At 65.2% G+C, this 18838-nt stretch carries 23 protein-coding genes; 12 read left to right on the top strand and 11 right to left on the bottom strand.

Annotated elements, in window-relative coordinates; genetic code table 11:
* Positions 1–25: 25 nt before the first annotated feature.
* From ACSFB7_RS24925 to ACSFB7_RS24900, 6 genes are all read right to left on the bottom strand, one after another.
* The gene (locus ACSFB7_RS24925) at positions 26–403 is read right to left on the bottom strand and encodes a hypothetical protein (protein ID WP_435474944.1); all 378 of its coding nucleotides are present in this window, start codon (positions 401–403) and stop codon (positions 26–28) included.
* Positions 404–553: 150 nt separating this feature from the next.
* Positions 554–877 carry a hypothetical protein gene (locus ACSFB7_RS24920; protein ID WP_435474942.1) on the bottom strand — a complete coding sequence of 108 codons (324 nt, stop codon included), beginning with the start codon at positions 875–877 and terminating at the stop codon, positions 554–556.
* A 75-nt stretch (positions 878–952) separates the two neighbouring features.
* Complete coding sequence (locus ACSFB7_RS24915) at positions 953–1807, bottom strand: DMT family transporter (protein ID WP_435474940.1); 855 nt, start codon at positions 1805–1807, stop codon at positions 953–955.
* Between the two features lie 199 nt (positions 1808–2006).
* Positions 2007–2696, bottom strand: a complete 690-nt coding sequence (locus ACSFB7_RS24910; protein ID WP_435474938.1) for a helix-turn-helix transcriptional regulator — start codon at positions 2694–2696, stop codon at positions 2007–2009.
* A gap of 51 nt (positions 2697–2747) precedes the next feature.
* Positions 2748–3878 (bottom strand): SLC13 family permease, encoded by a 1131-nt coding sequence (locus ACSFB7_RS24905; protein WP_435474936.1) that lies wholly within the window; start codon positions 3876–3878, stop codon positions 2748–2750.
* Positions 3859–5391: a class I adenylate-forming enzyme family protein gene (locus tag ACSFB7_RS24900; RefSeq protein WP_435475208.1), complete on the bottom strand. Its 1533-nt coding sequence runs from the start codon at positions 5389–5391 to the stop codon at positions 3859–3861. Before ACSFB7_RS24900 ends, ACSFB7_RS24905 begins: the two co-directional genes overlap by 20 nt.
* 225 nt (positions 5392–5616) lie before the next feature.
* Here ACSFB7_RS24900 and ACSFB7_RS24895 point away from each other — a divergent pair, with 225 nt between their 5' ends.
* Both ACSFB7_RS24895 and ACSFB7_RS24890 read left to right on the top strand, forming a co-directional pair.
* Complete coding sequence (locus ACSFB7_RS24895) at positions 5617–5859, top strand: GlsB/YeaQ/YmgE family stress response membrane protein (protein ID WP_435474934.1); 243 nt, start codon at positions 5617–5619, stop codon at positions 5857–5859.
* Positions 5860–5905: 46 nt separating this feature from the next.
* Positions 5906–6397 carry a hypothetical protein gene (locus ACSFB7_RS24890; protein WP_435474932.1) on the top strand — a complete coding sequence of 164 codons (492 nt, stop codon included), beginning with the start codon at positions 5906–5908 and terminating at the stop codon, positions 6395–6397.
* Positions 6398–6421: 24 nt separating this feature from the next.
* On the opposite strand, the gene ACSFB7_RS24885 is transcribed toward ACSFB7_RS24890, so the two are convergent.
* The 5 genes from ACSFB7_RS24885 to ACSFB7_RS24865 form a co-directional block, all read right to left on the bottom strand.
* Positions 6422–7816 carry a glycosyltransferase family protein gene (locus tag ACSFB7_RS24885; protein ID WP_435474930.1) on the bottom strand — a complete coding sequence of 465 codons (1395 nt, stop codon included), beginning with the start codon at positions 7814–7816 and terminating at the stop codon, positions 6422–6424.
* Positions 7817–7881: 65 nt separating this feature from the next.
* A complete protein-coding gene (gene lipA, locus ACSFB7_RS24880) occupies positions 7882–8865 on the bottom strand; it encodes a lipoyl synthase (protein ID WP_093247261.1) in 984 nt (327 codons plus the stop codon).
* 7 nt (positions 8866–8872) lie between these two features.
* Complete coding sequence (gene lipB / locus ACSFB7_RS24875; protein ID WP_435474928.1) at positions 8873–9553, bottom strand: lipoyl(octanoyl) transferase LipB; 681 nt, start codon at positions 9551–9553, stop codon at positions 8873–8875.
* 31 nt (positions 9554–9584) lie between these two features.
* Positions 9585–9893 carry a YbeD family protein gene (locus ACSFB7_RS24870; RefSeq protein ID WP_435474926.1) on the bottom strand — a complete coding sequence of 103 codons (309 nt, stop codon included), beginning with the start codon at positions 9891–9893 and terminating at the stop codon, positions 9585–9587.
* Positions 9890–10783 carry a D-amino acid aminotransferase gene (locus ACSFB7_RS24865; RefSeq protein WP_435474924.1) on the bottom strand — a complete coding sequence of 298 codons (894 nt, stop codon included), beginning with the start codon at positions 10781–10783 and terminating at the stop codon, positions 9890–9892. Before ACSFB7_RS24865 ends, ACSFB7_RS24870 begins: the two co-directional genes overlap by 4 nt.
* Before the next feature lie 158 nt (positions 10784–10941).
* Here ACSFB7_RS24865 and ACSFB7_RS24860 point away from each other — a divergent pair, with 158 nt between their 5' ends.
* The 10 genes from ACSFB7_RS24860 (at position 10942) to ACSFB7_RS24815 (ending at position 18747) form a co-directional block, all read left to right on the top strand.
* Positions 10942–11430 (top strand): ATP synthase subunit I, encoded by a 489-nt coding sequence (locus ACSFB7_RS24860; protein WP_435474922.1) that lies wholly within the window; start codon positions 10942–10944, stop codon positions 11428–11430.
* A 4-nt stretch (positions 11431–11434) separates the two neighbouring features.
* Positions 11435–12304, top strand: a complete 870-nt coding sequence (gene atpB / locus ACSFB7_RS24855; RefSeq protein WP_435474920.1) for a F0F1 ATP synthase subunit A — start codon at positions 11435–11437, stop codon at positions 12302–12304.
* Positions 12305–12377: 73 nt separating this feature from the next.
* Positions 12378–12641, top strand: a complete 264-nt coding sequence (gene atpE, locus ACSFB7_RS24850; RefSeq protein ID WP_093443444.1) for a F0F1 ATP synthase subunit C — start codon at positions 12378–12380, stop codon at positions 12639–12641.
* A gap of 77 nt (positions 12642–12718) precedes the next feature.
* Positions 12719–13189 carry a F0F1 ATP synthase subunit B gene (locus ACSFB7_RS24845; RefSeq protein WP_007830193.1) on the top strand — a complete coding sequence of 157 codons (471 nt, stop codon included), beginning with the start codon at positions 12719–12721 and terminating at the stop codon, positions 13187–13189.
* A gap of 8 nt (positions 13190–13197) precedes the next feature.
* Positions 13198–13728, top strand: coding sequence for a F0F1 ATP synthase subunit delta (locus ACSFB7_RS24840; RefSeq protein ID WP_435474918.1), 531 nt, complete (start codon positions 13198–13200; stop codon positions 13726–13728).
* 49 nt (positions 13729–13777) lie between these two features.
* The gene (gene atpA / locus ACSFB7_RS24835; RefSeq protein ID WP_435474916.1) at positions 13778–15391 is read left to right on the top strand and encodes a F0F1 ATP synthase subunit alpha; all 1614 of its coding nucleotides are present in this window, start codon (positions 13778–13780) and stop codon (positions 15389–15391) included.
* A gap of 33 nt (positions 15392–15424) precedes the next feature.
* The gene (gene atpG / locus ACSFB7_RS24830; protein WP_435474914.1) at positions 15425–16300 is read left to right on the top strand and encodes a F0F1 ATP synthase subunit gamma; all 876 of its coding nucleotides are present in this window, start codon (positions 15425–15427) and stop codon (positions 16298–16300) included.
* Positions 16301–16388: 88 nt separating this feature from the next.
* Positions 16389–16778: a hypothetical protein gene (locus ACSFB7_RS24825; RefSeq protein ID WP_435474912.1), complete on the top strand. Its 390-nt coding sequence runs from the start codon at positions 16389–16391 to the stop codon at positions 16776–16778.
* 127 nt (positions 16779–16905) lie between these two features.
* Positions 16906–18306, top strand: a complete 1401-nt coding sequence (gene atpD / locus ACSFB7_RS24820) for a F0F1 ATP synthase subunit beta (protein WP_435474910.1) — start codon at positions 16906–16908, stop codon at positions 18304–18306.
* A gap of 21 nt (positions 18307–18327) precedes the next feature.
* Positions 18328–18747, top strand: coding sequence for a F0F1 ATP synthase subunit epsilon (locus tag ACSFB7_RS24815; RefSeq protein WP_187112561.1), 420 nt, complete (start codon positions 18328–18330; stop codon positions 18745–18747).
* The last annotated feature ends 91 nt before the right edge of the window (positions 18748–18838 follow it).

Raw genomic sequence — 18838 nt, 5'->3', positions numbered from 1 at the left:
GCTGCCCGGCGCAATGGCCGTGGGATCAAGGTAGCGACCAGCGGTAGCAGATCGGGAGGGTCGCGCTGGCCTTCGCGTATTCGGCGTTGTCCGTCGGGCCGAGCACACGCACCGTCAAGGAGCCCCCCTTGAAGCCGTCGATCTTGCTGATCTTCTCGTCGCCGAAGCATGCGAGCTTGACGCGCCCTCCGACCAGCGGCGTCATGACGATGTTTCTGCCTTCCCACTCGAAACGCGCCTCGCGTCCGAAGTTGTAGGCGGTCGTGTCGTAGGCGAAGCTGGCATAGCACTCGCCGCCCTGGTCGGACGCGCAGACGATCTGCAGCGAGTTGGCGGCCCAGGCCCCCGGAATCATGCAAAGGCTGGAACCGATGGCCAAGGCCACGGCTTTCAATGTACGCATTGGATTTTCTCCCTGTGATGTGAACGAGAACACAGGCCCTGGGGGCGTGCCATGGCCTGCGTTGGTGTTGTACATCCCGAGGGGAAAACGACAGTGTGCGATTCTTGGCGTGGCGCATTTTTTTGGCGCCACGTCGGCTGGAGGGCCTGCTCAGTCCAGGTCGGGCCGCATCGGAATGTCGCCCATGGCCTCGTCTTCACGCAGGCCCCGGGCCGCCTTCAGCAGCTCGATCGACAGGCCGTCGCTCTGGCCGGCGAAGCCCTTGGCCACGCCTTCCAGCACGGTCGACAGGCCGGCTTCGCCGTCGTCGCGCGCGTCCATGCTGATGTTGAGCACCCGAGCGGCCATCTGGCGGTAGGTGACGGCGCCCGCGCCTTCGAGTGCGGCCACCAGGTCGAGGTACAGCGCCAGGTTCAGGTCGAACACCAGCTTGGGCGTGATCTCGAAGTCATCGTTCTTGTTCTTGTGGTCCATGGGTCGAGGCTCCTTTTTTTCCTGAGGCTCCACTCTAGCCACAAAAACGGGCGCGGCCCGTCGGACATGGGCGATTCAGCGCGCGCGCGTGCCCATGATCGCGGCCGAGATGATCAGCGCCGCGGCCAGCGCGATGGTTCCCGTCAGCGGGCGCCCGGTCACCGTGAGCAGCAGGGCGGTCGATGCCAGCGGCGTGATGTAGCTCAGGATGCCGATCTGCCGTGCGTCGCCGCGCTTGAGCGCCATGTCCCACACGAAGAAGGCCGCGCCCAGCGGACCGAGGCCGCACAGCGTGACCAGCAGCCAGTCTTTCGCGGACAGCGCGACGGACGGTTCGAGCAGTGCATGACAACCCAGTGACAGGGCGCCAGAGGCCAGTCCGAACAGCCCGATGGCAGAGGTCGGGAACGCGGGCACGCGCTGCGTCCACAGCGAGTAGCTGGCCCAGATGAAGGCAGAGCCCAGTGCGGGCAGGAAGCCCCAGTACCCGGCTGTCGTGTTCGACATGGCCGATGCCGCACCGCCGCGTGCACCCAGGATCGCGATGGCCGCGCCCGCGAAGCCCAGCAGCGCCGCCACCACATGCAGAGGCCGCAGCGACACGCCCGGCAGCAACACGGGCGCCAGCACCACCATCAGCAGCGGCCACAGGTAGTTGACGAGATTGGCCTCGACCGGTGGCGCATGCCGCAGCGCGATGAACAGCAGGAAGTGAAAGCCGAACAGCCCGTAGACGCCCAGCGCCAGTGTGCGCGGCGGCACCTTCCACGCGGCGCGGTCGCGCAGCACCAGCGGCCAGCTCGGCACGCTGCCGATGATCAGCGCGAGCCCGGTCAGCAGGAATGGCGGCAGGTGCGAGAGCGCGGTGCCGAGCGAGGCGAGCGTGGCCCAGAGTGCGATGGCGAGCAGGGCGTAGAACGTGGACGGCATGGCGGGCGAGGCTACGGGATGCGGTCGTCGCGCAACGCCGGTTCGTCGTCGCGCATCGATGGTCTCGGTCTTGCTCCTTCCCCTCCCGGGGGAAGGCTGGGATGGGGGCAGGCCTTCGATCAGGCGCAGCGTTTCGGTGGATGCCGTCGTGCCCCCACCCCAACCCTCCCCCGGGAGGGGAGGGAGAAAGACAGGGGCCTCAGCGGCGCAGCGCGGCGGTGAGTGCGGAGGGCGAGCGGTAGCCCGTGCGGCGCGCCGTCTCGGCCACGCCCATGCCTTCCAGCCGCAGTTCGCGCGCATGCGCCAGCCGCAGCGTGCGCAGCCAGTGCATCGCGCCCATCCCTTGTTCATCGCGGCAGCGCTGCGCGAACTGGCTGGCGCTCAGGCAGGCGATGTCGGCGAGATCGGCAACGGTCAGTGGTTCGTGCCATCGCGCACGGGCCCATGCTGCAAGCGCCGGCCAGTCGATGCGACGACGGCGCGCGTCCGAAGGCCGCGGCGAGGGGCCCCAGGCTTCGAGCAACAGCGCAGGGCCGTGCTGCAACGCCAGCGCGGAATGCGCCGGCTGCTGCATGCATTGCGCGAGATAGCGCGCCAGCGCATGCAGTTGCGGCGCGTGATCCGGCGCCCGTTCGACACACCGGGCCCACAGCGGATGCGGCGTGTCGAGCACCAGGCACACGCTGCCATCGCCGCGCGCCTCGAAGTCGTGCCGGTCACCGGGTGCGACCACCTGCGCTTCGCCGGCACCGATGCCGGTGCCGCGACCTTCGACCTCGATCTCCAGCACGCCATCAAGCCCGATCAGCACCTGAAAGTGATCGTGCGCATGGCTGCCGCGCGAACTGCCGTAGTCGCGCAGCGAAAGGGTGTGGGCGGGCGTGTGCATGGAGGCAAGGCGCGTGAACAGCGCCGATTGTCTTCCCGCGCTACCCGCCTGTCACCCCAGCCGCAGCAGCAGCGCCGAGGCCGCGCACACCAGCAGAAACGGGATGCTGATGCGATGGAACTCGCGCAGCCCGTTCGGCAGCTTCGCGAGTCGCAAGGCGATCAGGTTGGCCAGCGAGCCCAGCACGCAGCCGAAGCCGCCCACGCTCACGCCCGCCGCGAGCGCGGGCAGGTCGTGCACATAGCGGTCCAGCAGGATCGCCGCCGGCACGTTGCTGATGAACTGCGAGGTGACGATGGCCGCAAGGTATGCGCGCCAGCCCTCGGCAATCGGCCATTGCCCCAGCAGCGCGGCAATGGCGGGCAGCTCGGCCAGTTGCCGCAGGTCGACAAACATCAGCGCGATGATCGCCAGCAGCGCCCAGTCGATGCCGCGCAGCACGCGCGGATACGACACCAGGAACACGCCGAACACCACGCCCAGGCCGGCCAGTAGCCAGTGCCGGTCGAGCGCGATCACGAAGCCGACGAACAGCACGCCCGCCAGCGCCAGCAGGCGCGGCTGCACCGGCGCGGCTTCGGTCTCGGGCTTGAGCGCGATCGGCGTGGGCGGCACCAGCAGCCAGGTCGCGACGAACAACCAGAACAGCATGACGGCCACGGTCGGCCCCATCATGCCCATGAAGGCGAAAAAACCTTCGCCCGAACGGTGCCACAGGTAAAGGTTCTGCGGATTGCCGATGGGCGTGAGCGCCGATCCCGCATTGACGGCCAGCGCCTGTAGCACCACGAGCCGCGCGAGCGGCAGGTGTGCCTGATTGGCCAGCACGCGCGTCAGCGGCACCAGCAGGAACAGGCTCACGTCATTGGTCACCAGCGCGGAGAGCAAGGCCGCGCTGGCCGTGAGCAGCAGCGCCAGGCTGCGCTGGTTGGTGGTGCGCGCCAGCAGGCGCTGTGCGGTGGCCTGCAGCATGCCGCTCTTTTCCACGCCCTGCGTGATCGCGAGCAGCCCGGCGAGAGCGCCCACGGTCTGCCAGTCGACCAGCTTGAGCCAGTCCATCGGCGCACGCGGGCGCAGGAAGGCGAACAGTACGGCGACCGCGACCAGCACCCACAGCAGGCCGTTGCCGCCACCGCCCTGTTCGGACGGTGGTGTGGACGCCTCAGCGGCCGACAAGGTCACGCAGCTCGCGCTTGAGCACCTTGCCGATCGCGCTGCGCGGCAGCTCGTCGATGAAGTGCAGGCGCGCCAGCCGCTGCGTCTTGCCGAGCTGGGCGTTGGTCCATTGCAGCAGCGCGTCTTCGGTGCTGGCGTCGCCCTCGCGGCGCACCACGAAGGCCATCGGCGTCTCGCCCCATTGCTCGGACGGCACGCCGACCACCGCCACGTCGGCCACGGCCGCATGGCCGCGCACCACGGCTTCGAGATCGCTCGGGTAGATGTTGAAACCGCCGCTGATGATCATGTCCTTCTTGCGGTCGAACAGCGTCAGGAAGCCATCGGCGTCGAAGCGGCCCACGTCGCCGGTGCGGATGAAGCGCTTGCCGGTGGCGTCGAACCATTCGGCTTCGCGCGTCTTCTCGGGCTGGCGGTGGTAGCCGGTCATCATGCCGCCCGAGTGGCCCACGACCTCGCCGGCCACTTCGGTGTTGTTGCGCGGAAGTTCGTTGCCTTCTTCGTCGATCAGGCGGATGTCGCTGCCCTCGGCGGCCTGGCCGACGGTGTGCAGCTTGGTCGGGTGCAGGTGCGCTTCAAGGATGCAGGTGCCGCCGCCTTCGGTCATGCCGTAGAACTCGATCAGCCCGCCGGGCCAGCGCTTGAGCACGTCGGCCTTGAGCGCGGCATTGAAGGGCGCACTGGTGCTGAACTTGAAGCGGTACGACGAGAGATCGTGCGCGTCGAAGGCCGGGTGCGCCATCAGGCGCTGGTACTGCACCGGCACGAGCATGGTGTGCGTCACGCGGCGCTGCTCGGCCAGCTTGAGGTAGCCGGCCGCATCGAACTTGGACATCAGCAGCACGCAGCCGCCGAAGGCGATGGTGGGGAAGAACACCACCAGCGTGGTGTTGGAGTACAGCGGCGTCGACAGCAGCGTGACGGTGTCGGGGCGGTACTCGTACTTGGCGCCGCGCTGCACGTGGGCCCAGCGCATGCCGTGGCCCTGCACGATCCCCTTGGGCTCGCCCGTGGTGCCCGACGAATAGATGATGTTGAAGGCCCACGAGGGCTGCACTTCGACCGCCGCCGGCTGCGCGCCGGCCGGTGCGAGCCAGGCATCGAGGCCGCGGCCCGCGGTAGAGCCGTCGAGCGCCACGCTCGGAATGCCGCCTTCCTTCGCGGGGCCAACCACGTCGGCGGCCGATGCGTCGGTGAACAGGATGCGCGCATCGGCATCCTCGATCATGCGGGCCAGGCTCGAAGGCGTGGAGCCGGGGGCCAGCGGAGCCACCGCGACGCCCGCGCGCAGCGCGCCCAGGAACACCGCCGCGTAGTTCACCGACGAGGCCGCGCAGATCGCGATGGCGTCGCCGGCCTTGAGCCCGTCACGCTGCAGGCTGGCCGCCACGCGGTCCATCAGGGCGTCGAGCGCGCGGTAGTCCAGGGCGTGTGCCGTGTCCGCGAGCGCGGGGCGCTCGGGCGTGTGCTGGGCGTGGAGGCGAACCAGGTCGGCAATGGCGCCGAAGGGGCGCTCCATCGCCGCTTGAATGGCAGGGTGCGTTTGCAAAATCAATCCTTCCGTTTGACCAGCCGGCAGGATAGCGAACAACCCGCCGGTCGCCAGCACTTTGGCGACCACGGCGGGGCAGGGGCGTCGTCAGTTGGCGCTCAGGAAGGCCGGTCCACGATGCCCACGCGCCGGGACATGGCGCGGCGCCGGAGATCCCTTCGGCGCACATTCTTGAAAGACAGGGAGTTCGCCGTGCACATCATCTGGACGATTCTGATCGGCTTCATCGCGGGGCTGCTGGCCCGCGCCGTCTTGCCGGGCAACAACTCGATGGGCTTCATCCTGACCGTGGTGCTCGGCATTGCCGGCTCGCTGGTTGCGACCTATGCTGGACAGGCGCTGGGGCTCTACGCCGCCGGCGGGGGCGCCGGCTTCATCGCCTCGGTGATCGGCGCCGTCGTGCTGCTCGGGGTGTGGCACCTCGTGACCAAATAACCCGGCCCGGGCCACTTCGACACATACGCAAGCAAGGAGCTTCAACATGGGTCTACTCGACATCCTCCAGCAGGCCATCGGCGGCAACAACGCCGATGCGCACATCGACCAGGTCACGCAGAACGCCTCCACCGGCGAGATCGGTGCGGGGCTCGCCGCGGCCATGCGGTCCGACCAGACGCCGCCGTTCGGCGACATGGTCGGCAAGCTCTTCGGCCAGTCTTCGCCCACGCAGCAGGCGGGCGTGCTCAACCAGATCCTGGCCACGCTCGGGCCGGCCGCCGCATCGGGGCTGGCGGGCGGCGTGCTCGGGCGCATGTTGCAGCCGGGGCAGACGCAGGTCACGCCCGACCAGGCGTCGCAGCTGTCGCCCGCGCAGGTGACCGAAATCGCCGCGCATGCCGAGGAGCAGCATGCGGGCGTGATCGACGGGGTGAGCCAGTTCTATGCGCAGCACTCGGGGTTGATCAAGACGCTGGGCGGCGCGGCCATTGCCATCGCGCTGGCGAAGATGAAGGAGAACGCCACCCGCGGGTGACGTGATGGCGTGACGCGAGCCTGCCTAGGACGCGATGTCCTGGCGGGCGTCGCGCGCCAGGCTCTGCAGATTCCAGAAATGCATGGACGCCGCGCGCTGCGGCGTGTGCTGCGTGGGGAAGTGCACGAAGTGGCTGTGCTCGGCGCTCGCGTAGATCGCCGGCGCGTCGAGCGACAGCGTATCCACCACCTGCGCCTCGGTGATCAGGCCTCGTGCCCTGAAGGCGTTCGCGAAGTAGGTCTGGTCGCCGCCGTTGGCGTGGACCGACGAGCGATCGGGCGCGGCTTCGATCTGCTGGCAGACGTCTTCCACCAGCGCATGCATGTCGGGCGTGTTGCGCACGCCGACGATGCTCGAATTCATGTTCCATGCCGTGTGGTCGTTGGCCACCAGCGCCTGGCGGCCCGCGACCAGCGGCTCCATGGGGCGGGACTGATCGAACGCGAGGATGTCCGCATCGACCCAGAGCAGGAACTCGTGCGCCGCGAGGTGGCGCCGCAGCAGGTGCGGCTTGGTCCATGAGCCCGTCAGTCCGTTGGCGAAGCCGGGCACCTTCCGGTAGAGGTGGTAGCCGTAGCCGTGGCGCAGGCAGTAGCGCGCGAAGCTCTCTTCGTGGATGCGCCCGTAGCTTGCGATGTTCGCCGTGTAGATGCTGACGAAGGCGATGCGGGCATCGGGGTTCAGGTGCAGTTCGTCTTGCGTAGGGGTGGCCGTGTCGGACAGCGCAAGGAAGGGCGGCCGCTCGCCGCGCGCCAGTGCCGCGGCTTCCTCGACCAGGTTCTGCACGCCCCTGAAGTCGTAGTCGAGCGGGGGCGTCCACCGGCCGTCGGCGCGGCGCCAGGTGGGCGCGTCGTTGGCCACCAGTGGCCGCGCCGTGTGGATGGATTCGTAGTAGCTGCCCCCGGGCCAGTTGGCCTGGACGTTCGGATAGAGCCCGTCGGACAGGGGAACGGTGCAGGGCCGGGGAGGGAACAGGCTGGCGACCAGCGCGTTCTCGGGCTGCTCGTTGTCTTCCAGGATGTGCACCGCCCAATGCGAGAACAGGTCGACAAGCTGGCGCATCTGCTCGCGCACCGCCGGCGTGTTGCGCAGCAACAGCATGCTGGTATTGCAGAGCGAGTCGTCGCCGGCCTGCGTACAGACCAGCGAGTCGATGCCGTCGAAGTGCGGCGCCAGCGGATGCGGCCAGTAGACGACCGCGAACTGGTCGAGCACCAGCAGCAGGCTGCCTTCGTCGGTCTGCGTCAGGTGATGGTAGATCGCGTGGTAGCGATAGAAGACCGGCTGGCGCGGACCCCACACGTGGGTGCTGTCGGCGATGCGGTGCGTGTAGCCGTGCTGGCGCGCATAGGCGGCATGGTTCTCGACCAGGCCCTTCACGGGCTTGGTGGCGAGCGTCGTCAAGACGGTGGCGGTCATCTGATCTGTTCTCCCTGAATCGAAAAAGGCCCTCGACGGGGCCTTTGCTTCTTCGATGCGTTCAGTCAGACGCCGGCGGCGTGCGCCTGCTGGTCGGCGTGATAGCTGGAGCGCACCATCGCGCCCACGGCCGCGTGGCTGAAGCCCATCTTGTAAGCCTCTTCCTCGAACATCTTGAAGGTGTCGGGGTGCACATAGCGGCGCACCGGCAGGTGCGAGCCCGACGGCGACAGGTACTGGCCGATGGTCAGCATGTCGATGTCGTGGGCGCGCATGTCGCGCATGACCTGCAGGATCTCTTCGTCGGTTTCGCCCAGGCCGACCATGATGCCGCTCTTGGTCGGCACGTTCGGGTGCAGTGCCTTGAACTTCTTGAGCAGGTTCAGGCTGAACTGGTAGTCGCTGCCGGGGCGCGCTTCTTTGTACAGGCGCGGCGCGGTTTCCAGGTTGTGGTTCATCACGTCCGGCGGCGCGGCCTTCAGAATTTCCAGCGCGCGGTCGTCGCGGCCGCGGAAGTCGGGCACGAGGATCTCGATCTGCGTCATCGGCGACAGCTCGCGGATGTTGGCGATGCAATCGACGAAATGCTGGCTGCCACCGTCGCGCAGGTCGTCGCGGTCGACGCTGGTGATCACCACGTACTTCAGGCGCAGCTTGGCGATGGTCTTGGCAAGGTTGAGCGGCTCGTCCTTGTCGAGCGGGTCGGGACGGCCGTGGCCCACGTCGCAGAACGGGCAGCGTCGCGTGCACTTGTCGCCCATGATCATGAAGGTGGCCGTGCCGTTGCCGAAGCATTCGCCGATGTTCGGGCAGGAGGCTTCTTCGCAGACCGTGTGCAGATTGCTTTCGCGCAGGATCTGCTTGATCTCGTAGAAGCGCGTGGTGGGGCTGCCGGCCTTCACGCGGATCCAGTCGGGCTTCTTGAGCACTTCGCCGGTCTGGACCACCTTGACGGGGATGCGCGAAAGCTTGGCCGCCGCTTTTTGCTTGGCCAGGGGGTTGTAGGTTTCGGCGCTCTGGGCGTCGCGGACGACTTCGGTGGTGCTCATTGGAGTGTCAGGGCGCCAGGTAGGTGGTGAGCTTCTGGCTCAGGACCCGGGCGGCTTCTTCCCATGTGGTTTGGATGCCGATTGTAGAAAGGTCGACCGTCTGCAGCCCCGCGTAGCCGCAAGGGTTGATGCGCGAGAAGGGTTCGAGGTCCATGCCGACATTGAGCGCCACGCCGTGGTAGGTGGCGTGGCGGCTGACCTTGATGCCCAGCGCGGCGATCTTGCCGAGGCCGCGAAACGGGTCGCCGGCGGGCAGCGGGCCGGTGAGGGCGGCGTGCGAGAACGGGTCGTCCAGCCGCACGTAGATGCCCGGCGCGCTTGCCACGCGGTGGCCGGTCACGCCGAAGTGGGCCAGCGTGCGCAGCACCGATTCCTCGATGCGGTAGACGTATTCCTTGACGTAGTAGCCCGCGCGCCGCAGGTCGATCAGCGGGTAGGCCACCACCTGGCCGGGGCCGTGGAAGGTGACCTGGCCGCCGCGATCGGTTTGCACGACCGGGATATCACCCGGCGCGAGGATATGGTCCTGCTTGCCGGCGATGCCTTGCGTGAACACCGGGGCGTGCTCGCAAATCCATAGTGCGTCGGGCGTGTCGGGCGTGCGTTCCAGCGTGAACTGCTTCATCGCCGCGAAGCTTTCGACGTAGTCGACACGGCCCAGCCATTGCGGCGCAATGGCGGCGTTCATCGGGTGGTCTGTCGCCAGCATCCAGGTGTCGTCAGAGAACGACCTTGACCGACGGGTGCGACGACAGCGCGCGATAGAGGTCGTCGAGCTGTTCGCGGCTGGTGGCCGTCACGGTGATCGTCACGCCCAGGTAGTTGCCGGCCTTGCTGTCGCGCAGCTCGACGGTGGTGGCGTCGAAGGCCGGATCGAACTTCTCTGCGATCTGCGTGATGGCGTGCACGAGGCCGTCGGTCTTCGCGCCCATGACCTTGATCGGGAACTGCGACGGGTACTCGATCAGCGACTCCTTGCGCGGGTCGGGGATCGAGGTGGTTTCGGTGGTGGTCGTTTCGTCGGTCATGCCGGGGCTCCTTGCTTCTGTGCGTTGCGTTGCTTGGCCTGCTGGTAGGCCGCATACAAGCTCTCGTAGATGGGGCCGGGATGGCCATTGCCAATGGTCTTGCCGTCGAGTGTCACGACGGGCAGCACTTCCTTGGTGGCCGAGGAGATCAGCAGCTCGTCGGCGGCGAACACTTCCTCGCGCGAGACGCGCCGCAGCGCGAAGGGAATGTCGCGCTCTTCGCACAGGCGCTCCAGCAGGCCGTAGCGGATGCCGGTCAGCACGAGGTTGTCTTTCGGCGGGCCGATGAGCGTGCCGTCCTTCACGATCCACACATTGCTCGACGAGGCCTCGCTGAGCCATTCGTCGCGGAACATGATGGTCTCGGTCGCGCCGGCTTCCACGCTGATCTGCCGTGCGAGCACCGCGCCCAGCAGGCTGGTGCTCTTGATGTGCGCCTTCTGCCAACGGAAATCGGCTGCGGTGACGCAGGCCACGCCCTTGGCGCGCACTGCGTCGGCGATGGGCGGCAGCGGGTTGACCATCACGAACACCGTGGGCTGCAGGCCGCGGACCATCGAGTGGTCGCGTGGCGCGACGCCGCGGGTAATCTGAAAGTAGACGGACTGGGGGGCGTTGCCTGCTGGAGCGGTCAGGCGCATCGCGATCTCGCGCCACTGCGCGAGTGAAAGCGGGTTGATGATCTGCAGCTCTGCGAGCGAGCGATCGAGTCGGGCCATGTGCTCCTCGAAGCAGAAGGGCTGGCCGCCATAGACGGGGACGACTTCATAGATGCCATCGCCGAAAATGAAGCCCCGGTCGAGCACGCTGATTTTTGCGTCGCGCAGGGCGGTGTATTCGCCGTCGAGGTAACAAAGCGTGGCGGGAAGGGCGTCGGTGATAGGGTGCATGAAGGAATTATGGTTGCGTGTGCCGGGTCGGGCTCGCGTCAGGGAATGCGGCGACTGATTTGCATGCGCGACACGTCAGGTGTCGGGATAGCTTGGGTTTTTACTTATAATCAATGGCTTTGTAGCAATTCTGGGTCGTCATCCGGGCTTCATTCAAAATGAAAACAATCGCCCGACAAGAAGACACGGAGGTCACTGAAGACCTCGGCACAGAATTCAAGCCGTTGACCGCCGATGAGGCGCGTGAACTGCGTGCGAAGAATCCCTCGGTCTCCCCATGGCGGGTGGTCGCGGGTCAGTTGGTTGTCGGTCTGGTGGTGGCTTTGGCCATCTGGGGACTGACGGGGAGGCAAAATCTGGGTTGGTCCGCCGCTTACGGTGCGATCGCGGTGGTCATTCCATCGGCGGTGTTCGCACGCGGATTGACCGGTCGGTTTTCTTCCCTGAATCCGGGCACTGCGGTGTTTGGCTTCTTCCTCTGGGAAATGGTCAAGATGGCCTTGTCCGTGGCGATGCTTATCGCTGCGCCAAGGCTGATAACGGCGCTGAGCTGGCCTGCAATGCTGGTCGGCTTGGTGGTGACAATGAAGGCGGCTTGGTTGGCGGTGATGTTCACGCCCAAGCGCCGGAAACATAAAGACGAGTAACGGAATGGCTGCTGAAAACGCTGCGGAACAAGGTCAGACCGCTGGTGAATACATCGTTCACCACTTGACGCATCTGCAAAGCTCCAAGCCTGCAGGTGTGGCCGATCTTTCGGTCTTCAACTTCGATTCGCTCTTTTTCTCCATCGCTCTGGGTATCCTGGGCTGCTGGTTGCTCTGGCTTGCTGCGCGTAAGGCGACTTCGGGTGTTCCCGGTCGTTTCCAGGCGGCCGTCGAACTGCTGGTTGAAATGGTCGACCAGCAAGCCAAGGGCATCGTGCACAACGCCACGAGCCGCAAGTTCGTTGCACCGCTGGCCCTGACCATCTTCGTGTGGATCTTCCTGCTGAATGCAATGGACCTGTTCCCGGTCGATTTGTTCCCGGCGATCTGGGCCAAGATCTTCCACATTGCCGGTGAAGACCCGCACCACGCCTATCTGCGCGTCGTGCCCACCGCCGACCTCTCGGTGACGATGGGCATGTCGGTGGCCGTGCTGCTGATCTGCATCTACTACAACATCAAGATCAAGGGCGCCGGCGGCTGGATCCACGAGCTGTTCACCGCACCCTTCGGCAACCACTGGGCGCTGTACCCGTTCAACTTCGCCATGCAAATGATCGAGTTCGTCGCCAAGACGGTCTCGCACGGCATGCGGCTGTTCGGCAACATGTACGCCGGCGAACTGATCTTCCTGCTGATCGCCCTGATGGGCGGTGCCTTCACGCTGTCGGCCACCGGCATCTTCCTGGCGCTCGGCCACATCATCGCGGGCACGGCCTGGGCCATCTTCCACATCCTGATCATCACGCTGCAAGCCTTCGTGTTCATGATGCTGACGCTGGTCTACATCGGCCAGGCCCACGAGCACCACTGATCACGCTCGCTGATCACCCAGTTTCGTTTTTGTTTTTTGTTTTCTCTTCAACCAAAGTCCTCTAGGAGTCATCATGGAAGTTATTAGCTTTGTTGCACTGGCCGCCGGCCTGATCATCGGTCTGGGCGCTGTGGGCGCATGTATCGGCATCGGCATCATGGGCAGCAAGTACCTCGAGTCGGCCGCACGTCAGCCTGAACTCATGGGCGAACTTCAAACCAAGATGTTCCTGCTGGCCGGCCTGATCGACGCTGCTTTCATTATCGGCACCGGTATCGCGCTGTGGTTCGCAACGGCCAACCCGTTCCTGGCCCAGATCGCCCTCCTGCCGAAGTAAGTCTTTCTCGTCGGACCCGTGTCGTCGTTCCCGTCTGCGGAATGGCTTCGCATTCAATCCCAAAGAGAGGGTGAAAAGTGAGCATTACCGGTACCCTGATCGTTCAGATGATCGTGTTCCTGATCCTGGTCGGGTTCACGATGAAGTTCGTGTGGCCGCCGATCGCGAAGGCGCTGGACGACCGCGCTGCGAAGATCGCCGAAGGCCTCGCTGCCGCCGACAAGGCCAAGTCCGAGCTGTCCGCCGCCAACAAGCGTGTGGAAGCCGAACTCGGCCAGGCACGCAACGAGTCCGCACAACGTCTTGCCGACGCCGAACGTCGCGCCCAGGCCATCGTTGAAGAGGCCAAGGCCCGCGCGACCGAAGAAGGCAACAAGATCGTTGCAGCTGCTCGTGTCGAAGCCGACCAGCAGGCACTGAAGGCCCGTGAAGCCCTGCGCGAGCAGGTTGCCGCACTGGCCGTCAAGGGCGCAGAGCAGATTCTGCGCAAGGAAGTGAATGCAGGCGTCCACGCCGATTTGCTCGCCCGTCTGCAGACCGAACTCTGATAGAAGCCATGGCAGAACTCGCCACCATTGCACGCCCTTACGCCGAAGCGCTCTTCAAGGCCTCGTCGTCCGACGTTGCCGGCACCAGCGCCTGGCTCGAAAAGGTTGCTGCCATCGCAGCCAACCCGGAGCTCCAGCAGTTCGCCGACAACCCCAAGGCCACGGCCGAACAGGTTCTTGGCGTGGTTGCCGGCGCATTCGGTGCGCCACTGGCTGCTCATGCCCAGAACTTCCTGGGCGCGCTGCTCGAGAACGGGCGTTTTTCGGTGCTACCGGAAATTGCGAAGCAGTTCCGGGCACTGGCCAACGTGAAGAGCGGCTCGTCCGACGCGGTGGTCTACAGCGCCTTCCCGATCGATGCCGCGGCCCTGGCCAATGTGGCAGCTGCGCTCGAAAAGCGTTTCGGTCGCAAGCTCCAGGTCACGGTCCAGCAAGAGCCGGAACTGATCGGTGGCATCCGCGTGGTGGTCGGCGATGAGGTGCTCGACACCTCCGTCAAAGCGCGCCTTGAACAAATGAAAGTTGCGCTGGCGGCCTGATCGGTTTCCAGCCCTCTACTTGTAGCCTCAAAGAAAGAAGGAAAGAGTCATGCAACTCAATCCCGCAGAAATTTCCGAACTGATCAAGAGCCGCATCGAGGGCCTTGGGGTCAGCGCCAACATCCGCAACGAGGGCACCGTGGTTTCGGTGACCGACGGCATCGTGCGCGTGCACGGCCTGTCCGACGCGATGCAGGGCGAAATGCTTGAATTCCCGCCGAGCGCTGACGGCACGCCGTCGTTCGGCCTGGCGCTGAACCTCGAGCGCGACTCGGTCGGCGCCGTGATTCTGGGCGAATACGAGCACATCTCCGAAGGCGACACCGTCAAGTGCACGGGCCGCATTCTGGAAGTGCCGGTCGGCCCCGAGCTCATCGGCCGCGTGGTGAACGCACTGGGCCAGCCGATCGACGGCAAGGGTCCCATCAACGCCAAGATGACCGACGTGATCGAAAAGGTCGCTCCCGGCGTGATCGCACGGAAGTCCGTCGACCAGCCGATGCAGACCGGCCTGAAGTCCGTCGACTCGATGGTGCCCGTCGGCCGTGGCCAGCGCGAGCTGATCATCGGTGACCGCCAGACCGGCAAGACCGCCGTGGCGATCGACGCGATCATCAACCAGAAGGGTCAGAACATGACCTGCGTCTACGTTGCGATCGGCCAGAAGGCTTCGTCGATCAAGAACGTGGTGCGCGCACTCGAACAAGCCGGCGCGATGGACTACACCATCGTGGTGGCGGCATCGGCTTCCGAATCGGCGGCCATGCAATACGTGTCGGCCTATTCGGGCTGCACGATGGGCGAATACTTCCGCGACCGCGGCCAGGACGCACTGATCGTCTATGACGACCTGTCCAAGCAAGCCGTGGCCTACCGCCAGGTCTCGCTGCTGCTGCGCCGCCCGCCAGGCCGCGAAGCCTACCCCGGCGACGTGTTCTATCTCCACAGCCGTCTGCTCGAACGCGCAGCCCGCGTGAACGCCGACTACGTCGAAGCCTTCACCAAGGGTGAAGTCAAGGGCAAGACCGGTTCGCTGACCGCACTGCCGATCATCGAAACGCAAGCCGGCGACGTGTCCGCTTTCGTTCCGACCAACGTGATCTCGATCACCGACGGCCAGATCTTCCTGGAAACCAACCTGTTCAACGCCGGCATCCGTCCCGCCATCAACGCCGGTATCTCGGTGTCGCGCGTGGGCTCGTCGGCTCAGACCAACCTGGTGAAGAACCAGTCCGGCGGTATCCGTACCGACCTGGCGCAGTACCGCGAACTCGCGGCCTTCGCCCAGTTCGCCTCCGACCTGGACGAAGCCACCCGCAAGCAGCTCGACCGCGGCGCCCGCGTGACCGAACTGCTCAAGCAGTCCCAGTACAGCCCGCTGCCCATCTCGCTGATGAGCGCCACGCTGTTCGCTGTGAACAAGGGCTTCATGGACGACATCGAGATCAAGAAGGTTCTCTCGTTCGAACACGGCTTCCACCAGTTCCTCAAGTCGAGCCACGCACCGCTGCTGGCCACGATGGAAAAGAACGGCGCGAAATGGGATCCGAAGCCTGCGAAGGCCGACGACAGCGACGAGAAGAAGGCTTTCAAGAAGGTCTGCCAGGACGCGGAAGCCGAACTGCTGGCCGCCGCCACTTCGTTCAAGAAGTCGTTCGCCTGATCGACGCCTTGACCGACGCAAGAAGGAGCTCTCATGGCAGCAGGTAAGGAAATCCGCGGCAAGATCAAATCGGTGGAGAACACCAAGAAGATCACCAAGGCCATGGAAATGGTCTCGGTTTCCAAGATGCGCAAGGCGCAGCAACGCATGCGCGCCGCTCGCCCCTACAGCGAAAAGATCCGCAACATCGCAGCCAATCTTGGCAAGGCGAACCCGGAGTACACCCACGCGTTCATGAAGACGACCGAGGCCAAGGGCGTCGGTTTCATCGTCGTGACCAGCGACAAGGGCCTGTGCGGCGGCTTGAACACCAACCTGCTGCGTGCCGTCACCGGCAAGCTGCGCGAAGCGCAGGCGGCCGGCAACACGGTCGACTCCGTCGCCATCGGCAGCAAGGGTCTGGGTTTCCTGAATCGCATCGGCGCCCGCGTGGTGGCCCATGTGACGCACCTGGGCGACACGCCGCACCTCGACAAGCTCATCGGGCCTGTCAAGACGCTGCTTGACGCCTATGCCGAAGGCAAGCTGTCGGCGGTGTACCTGTGCTACACGAAGTTCATCAACACCATCAAGCAAGAGCCGATGGTGGAACAACTGTTGCCGCTGAAGGCCGAGACGCTGCAAGTCGAAGCGGGTCATCACTCGTGGGACTACATCTACGAGCCCGATGCGCAAAGCGTGATCGACGAACTGCTGGTGCGCTACGTGGAATCGCTGGTGTACCAGGCCGTGGCTGAAAACATGGCTTCGGAGCATTCCGCACGCATGGTGGCCATGAAGGCCGCCACCGACAACGCGGGCAACGTGATCGACGAGTTGAAGCTGGTCTACAACAAGACCCGCCAGGCCGGCATCACGAAGGAATTGTCTGAAATCGTGTCCGGCGCGGCTGCGGCCGCGGGCGTCTGATCGAGGCAATGCAACGGGCCACATTGCTGATCGAGCGCGCTCTGCGCGCCCGGTAATCCAAGGCCTTCTTTTAGGGGACTCTGCGCAAATGAAGAAAATTCTTGCTCTGGTGGCTATTGCAGCCGCTCTGACTGCTTGCTCCAAGAAGGAAGAGGCGCCCGCGCCTGCTCCAGCTCCCGCCGCAGCAGCGCCCGCACCGGCTCCTGCTCCCGCACCGGAACCCGCGGCAGCAGCGCCCGCAGCAGCAGCCCCGACGGCATCGGCCGCCGACCTGCCGCAAGAGTGCAACGACTACCTGGCCAAGGTCACGGCCTGCGTGTCCTCGCAAAGCGGTGCAGCCGCCGACGCCATGAAGTCGGGCCTCGATCAGACCAAGGCTGCCTGGGCCTCGATGGGCACCGACAAGGCTGCTCTGGGCCAGGCCTGCAAGGCCGCCTCGGACGCCTTCGCCGCGCAAGCCACGGCAATGAAGTGCTGATCTGAACTGAAGCATCCAAGGGTGCCGGCCCGTCCGGCATTCTTGCAAAAGCGGCCCGTACTGGCACCAGGACGCTTCTGCAAGAACCTGTCGCAATTATTTAGAGATCCATCCAGAAGGAAACGTCATGGCTGAAGGAAAAATTGTCCAATGTATCGGCGCCGTGGTCGACGTGGAGTTCCCGCGTGACCAGATGCCGAAGATTTACGACGCACTGAAGTTCGAAGGCAGCGCGCTGACCCTCGAAGTCCAGCAGCAGCTCGGCGACGGCGTGGTGCGCACGATTGCACTCGGCTCGTCCGACGGCCTGCGCCGCGGCATCATCGTCAAGAACACCGGCGCACCCATCACGGTGCCCGTCGGCAAGGCCACGCTCGGCCGCATCATGGACGTGCTGGGTTCGCCCATCGACGAACGCGGCCCGGTCAGCCAGGACCTCACCGCTTCGATCCACCGCAAGGCTCCCGCGTACGACGAACTGTCGCCTTCGCAAGACCTGCTGGAAACCGGCATCAAGGTGATCGACCTGGTGTGCCCGTTCGCCAAGGGCGGCAAGGTGGGCCTGTTCGGCGGCGCCGGCGTGGGCAAGACCGTGAACATGATGGAACTCATCAACAACATCGCCAAGGCTCACTCGGGTCTGTCGGTGTTTGCCGGTGTGGGTGAACGTACTCGCGAAGGCAACGACTTCTATCACGAGATGGCCGACTCCGGCGTCGTGAACCTCGACAAGCTCGAAGAGTCGAAGGTCGCGATGGTCTACGGCCAGATGAACGAACCCCCGGGCAACCGTCTGCGCGTGGCGCTGACCGGCCTGACCATTGCCGAGTCGTTCCGCGACGAAGGCCGTGACGTTCTGTTCTTCGTGGACAACATCTACCGCTACACGCTGGCCGGTACCGAAGTGTCGGCTCTGCTGGGCCGCATGCCTTCCGCCGTGGGCTACCAGCCGACGCTGGCCGAAGAAATGGGCCGCCTGCAAGAGCGGATCACGTCGACCAAGGTCGGCTCGATCACCTCGATCCAGGCCGTGTACGTCCCTGCGGATGACTTGACCGACCCGTCGCCCGCCACCACCTTCGCCCACTTGGACTCGACCGTGGTGCTGTCGCGTGACATCGCTTCGCAAGGTATCTACCCCGCCGTGGACCCGCTGGACTCGACCTCGCGCCAGCTCGACCCGAACGTGGTCGGCGAAGAGCACTACAACGTGGCCCGCGCCGTGCAAGGCACGCTGCAGCGCTACAAGGAACTGCGCGACATCATCGCGATTCTGGGCATGGACGAACTGGCTCCCGACGACAAGCTCGCCGTGGCCCGCGCCCGCAAGATCCAGCGTTTCCTGTCGCAGCCGTTCCACGTGGCCGAAGTGTTCACGGGCTCGCCCGGCAAGTACGTGCCGCTGGCTGAAACCATCCGTGGTTTCAAGATGATCGTGAACGGCGAAGCCGACCACCTGCCGGAACAAGCGTTCTACATGGTGGGCGGCATCGACGAAGCGTTCGAAAAAGCCAAGAAGGCCGCTTAAGGCGACCGCATAGGAACTCAGATGGCAAACACCATTCACGTCGACGTGGTCAGCGCGGAAGAGTCGATCTTCTCGGGCGAAGCCAGGTTCGTCGCGCTGCCCGGTGAAGCCGGTGAGCTCGGCATCTATCCGCGTCACACCCCGCTGATCACGCGCATCCGTCCCGGTGCCGTGCGCATCGAAACGGCCGACGGCGGCGAAGAGTTCGTCTTCGTGGCTGGCGGCATTCTCGAAGTGCAGCCCAATTCCGTCACCGTGCTGTCCGACACCGCGATCCGCGGCAAGGACCTCGACGACGAGAAGGCCAACCAGGCCAAGGCTGCCGCCGAGGAAGCGCTGAAGAACGCGAAGAGCGACATCGACATCGCGATGGCGCAATCGGAGCTGGCCGTGATGGCTGCCCAGATCGCTGCGCTGCGCAAGTACCGCCAGAAGAAGTAACAAGAGCCCAGGCTCTTGCCAAACAAAAAAAGCCGCCTCCGGGCGGCTTTTTTGCGTCTGGCCGTCCGGTGGCCACGCGCAGTCATCTTCG

The organism is Variovorax raffinosi, from assembly GCF_051216615.1.
In the GTDB taxonomy this organism is placed as follows: Bacteria; Pseudomonadota; Gammaproteobacteria; order Burkholderiales; family Burkholderiaceae_C; genus Variovorax.
This window is presented reverse-complemented; position numbering and strand designations above follow the sequence as displayed.

Coding starts and splice junctions, on each gene's coding strand:
- ACSFB7_RS24925 (WP_435474944.1), bottom strand. CDS start 403: ATGCGTACATTGAAAGCCGTGGCCTTGGCCATCGGTTCCAGCCTTTGC.
- ACSFB7_RS24920 (WP_435474942.1), bottom strand. CDS start 877: ATGGACCACAAGAACAAGAACGATGACTTCGAGATCACGCCCAAGCTG.
- ACSFB7_RS24915 (WP_435474940.1), bottom strand. CDS start 1,807: ATGCCGTCCACGTTCTACGCCCTGCTCGCCATCGCACTCTGGGCCACG.
- ACSFB7_RS24910 (WP_435474938.1), bottom strand. CDS start 2,696: ATGCACACGCCCGCCCACACCCTTTCGCTGCGCGACTACGGCAGTTCG.
- ACSFB7_RS24900 (WP_435475208.1), bottom strand. CDS start 5,391: ATGGAGCGCCCCTTCGGCGCCATTGCCGACCTGGTTCGCCTCCACGCC.
- ACSFB7_RS24890 (WP_435474932.1), top strand. CDS start 5,906: ATGGGTCTACTCGACATCCTCCAGCAGGCCATCGGCGGCAACAACGCC.
- ACSFB7_RS24885 (WP_435474930.1), bottom strand. CDS start 7,816: ATGACCGCCACCGTCTTGACGACGCTCGCCACCAAGCCCGTGAAGGGC.
- lipA (WP_093247261.1), bottom strand. CDS start 8,865: ATGAGCACCACCGAAGTCGTCCGCGACGCCCAGAGCGCCGAAACCTAC.
- lipB (WP_435474928.1), bottom strand. CDS start 9,553: ATGAACGCCGCCATTGCGCCGCAATGGCTGGGCCGTGTCGACTACGTC.
- ACSFB7_RS24870 (WP_435474926.1), bottom strand. CDS start 9,893: ATGACCGACGAAACGACCACCACCGAAACCACCTCGATCCCCGACCCG.
- ACSFB7_RS24865 (WP_435474924.1), bottom strand. CDS start 10,783: ATGCACCCTATCACCGACGCCCTTCCCGCCACGCTTTGTTACCTCGAC.
- ACSFB7_RS24860 (WP_435474922.1), top strand. CDS start 10,942: ATGAAAACAATCGCCCGACAAGAAGACACGGAGGTCACTGAAGACCTC.
- atpB (WP_435474920.1), top strand. CDS start 11,435: ATGGCTGCTGAAAACGCTGCGGAACAAGGTCAGACCGCTGGTGAATAC.
- atpE (WP_093443444.1), top strand. CDS start 12,378: ATGGAAGTTATTAGCTTTGTTGCACTGGCCGCCGGCCTGATCATCGGT.
- ACSFB7_RS24840 (WP_435474918.1), top strand. CDS start 13,198: ATGGCAGAACTCGCCACCATTGCACGCCCTTACGCCGAAGCGCTCTTC.
- atpA (WP_435474916.1), top strand. CDS start 13,778: ATGCAACTCAATCCCGCAGAAATTTCCGAACTGATCAAGAGCCGCATC.
- atpG (WP_435474914.1), top strand. CDS start 15,425: ATGGCAGCAGGTAAGGAAATCCGCGGCAAGATCAAATCGGTGGAGAAC.
- ACSFB7_RS24825 (WP_435474912.1), top strand. CDS start 16,389: ATGAAGAAAATTCTTGCTCTGGTGGCTATTGCAGCCGCTCTGACTGCT.
- atpD (WP_435474910.1), top strand. CDS start 16,906: ATGGCTGAAGGAAAAATTGTCCAATGTATCGGCGCCGTGGTCGACGTG.
- ACSFB7_RS24815 (WP_187112561.1), top strand. CDS start 18,328: ATGGCAAACACCATTCACGTCGACGTGGTCAGCGCGGAAGAGTCGATC.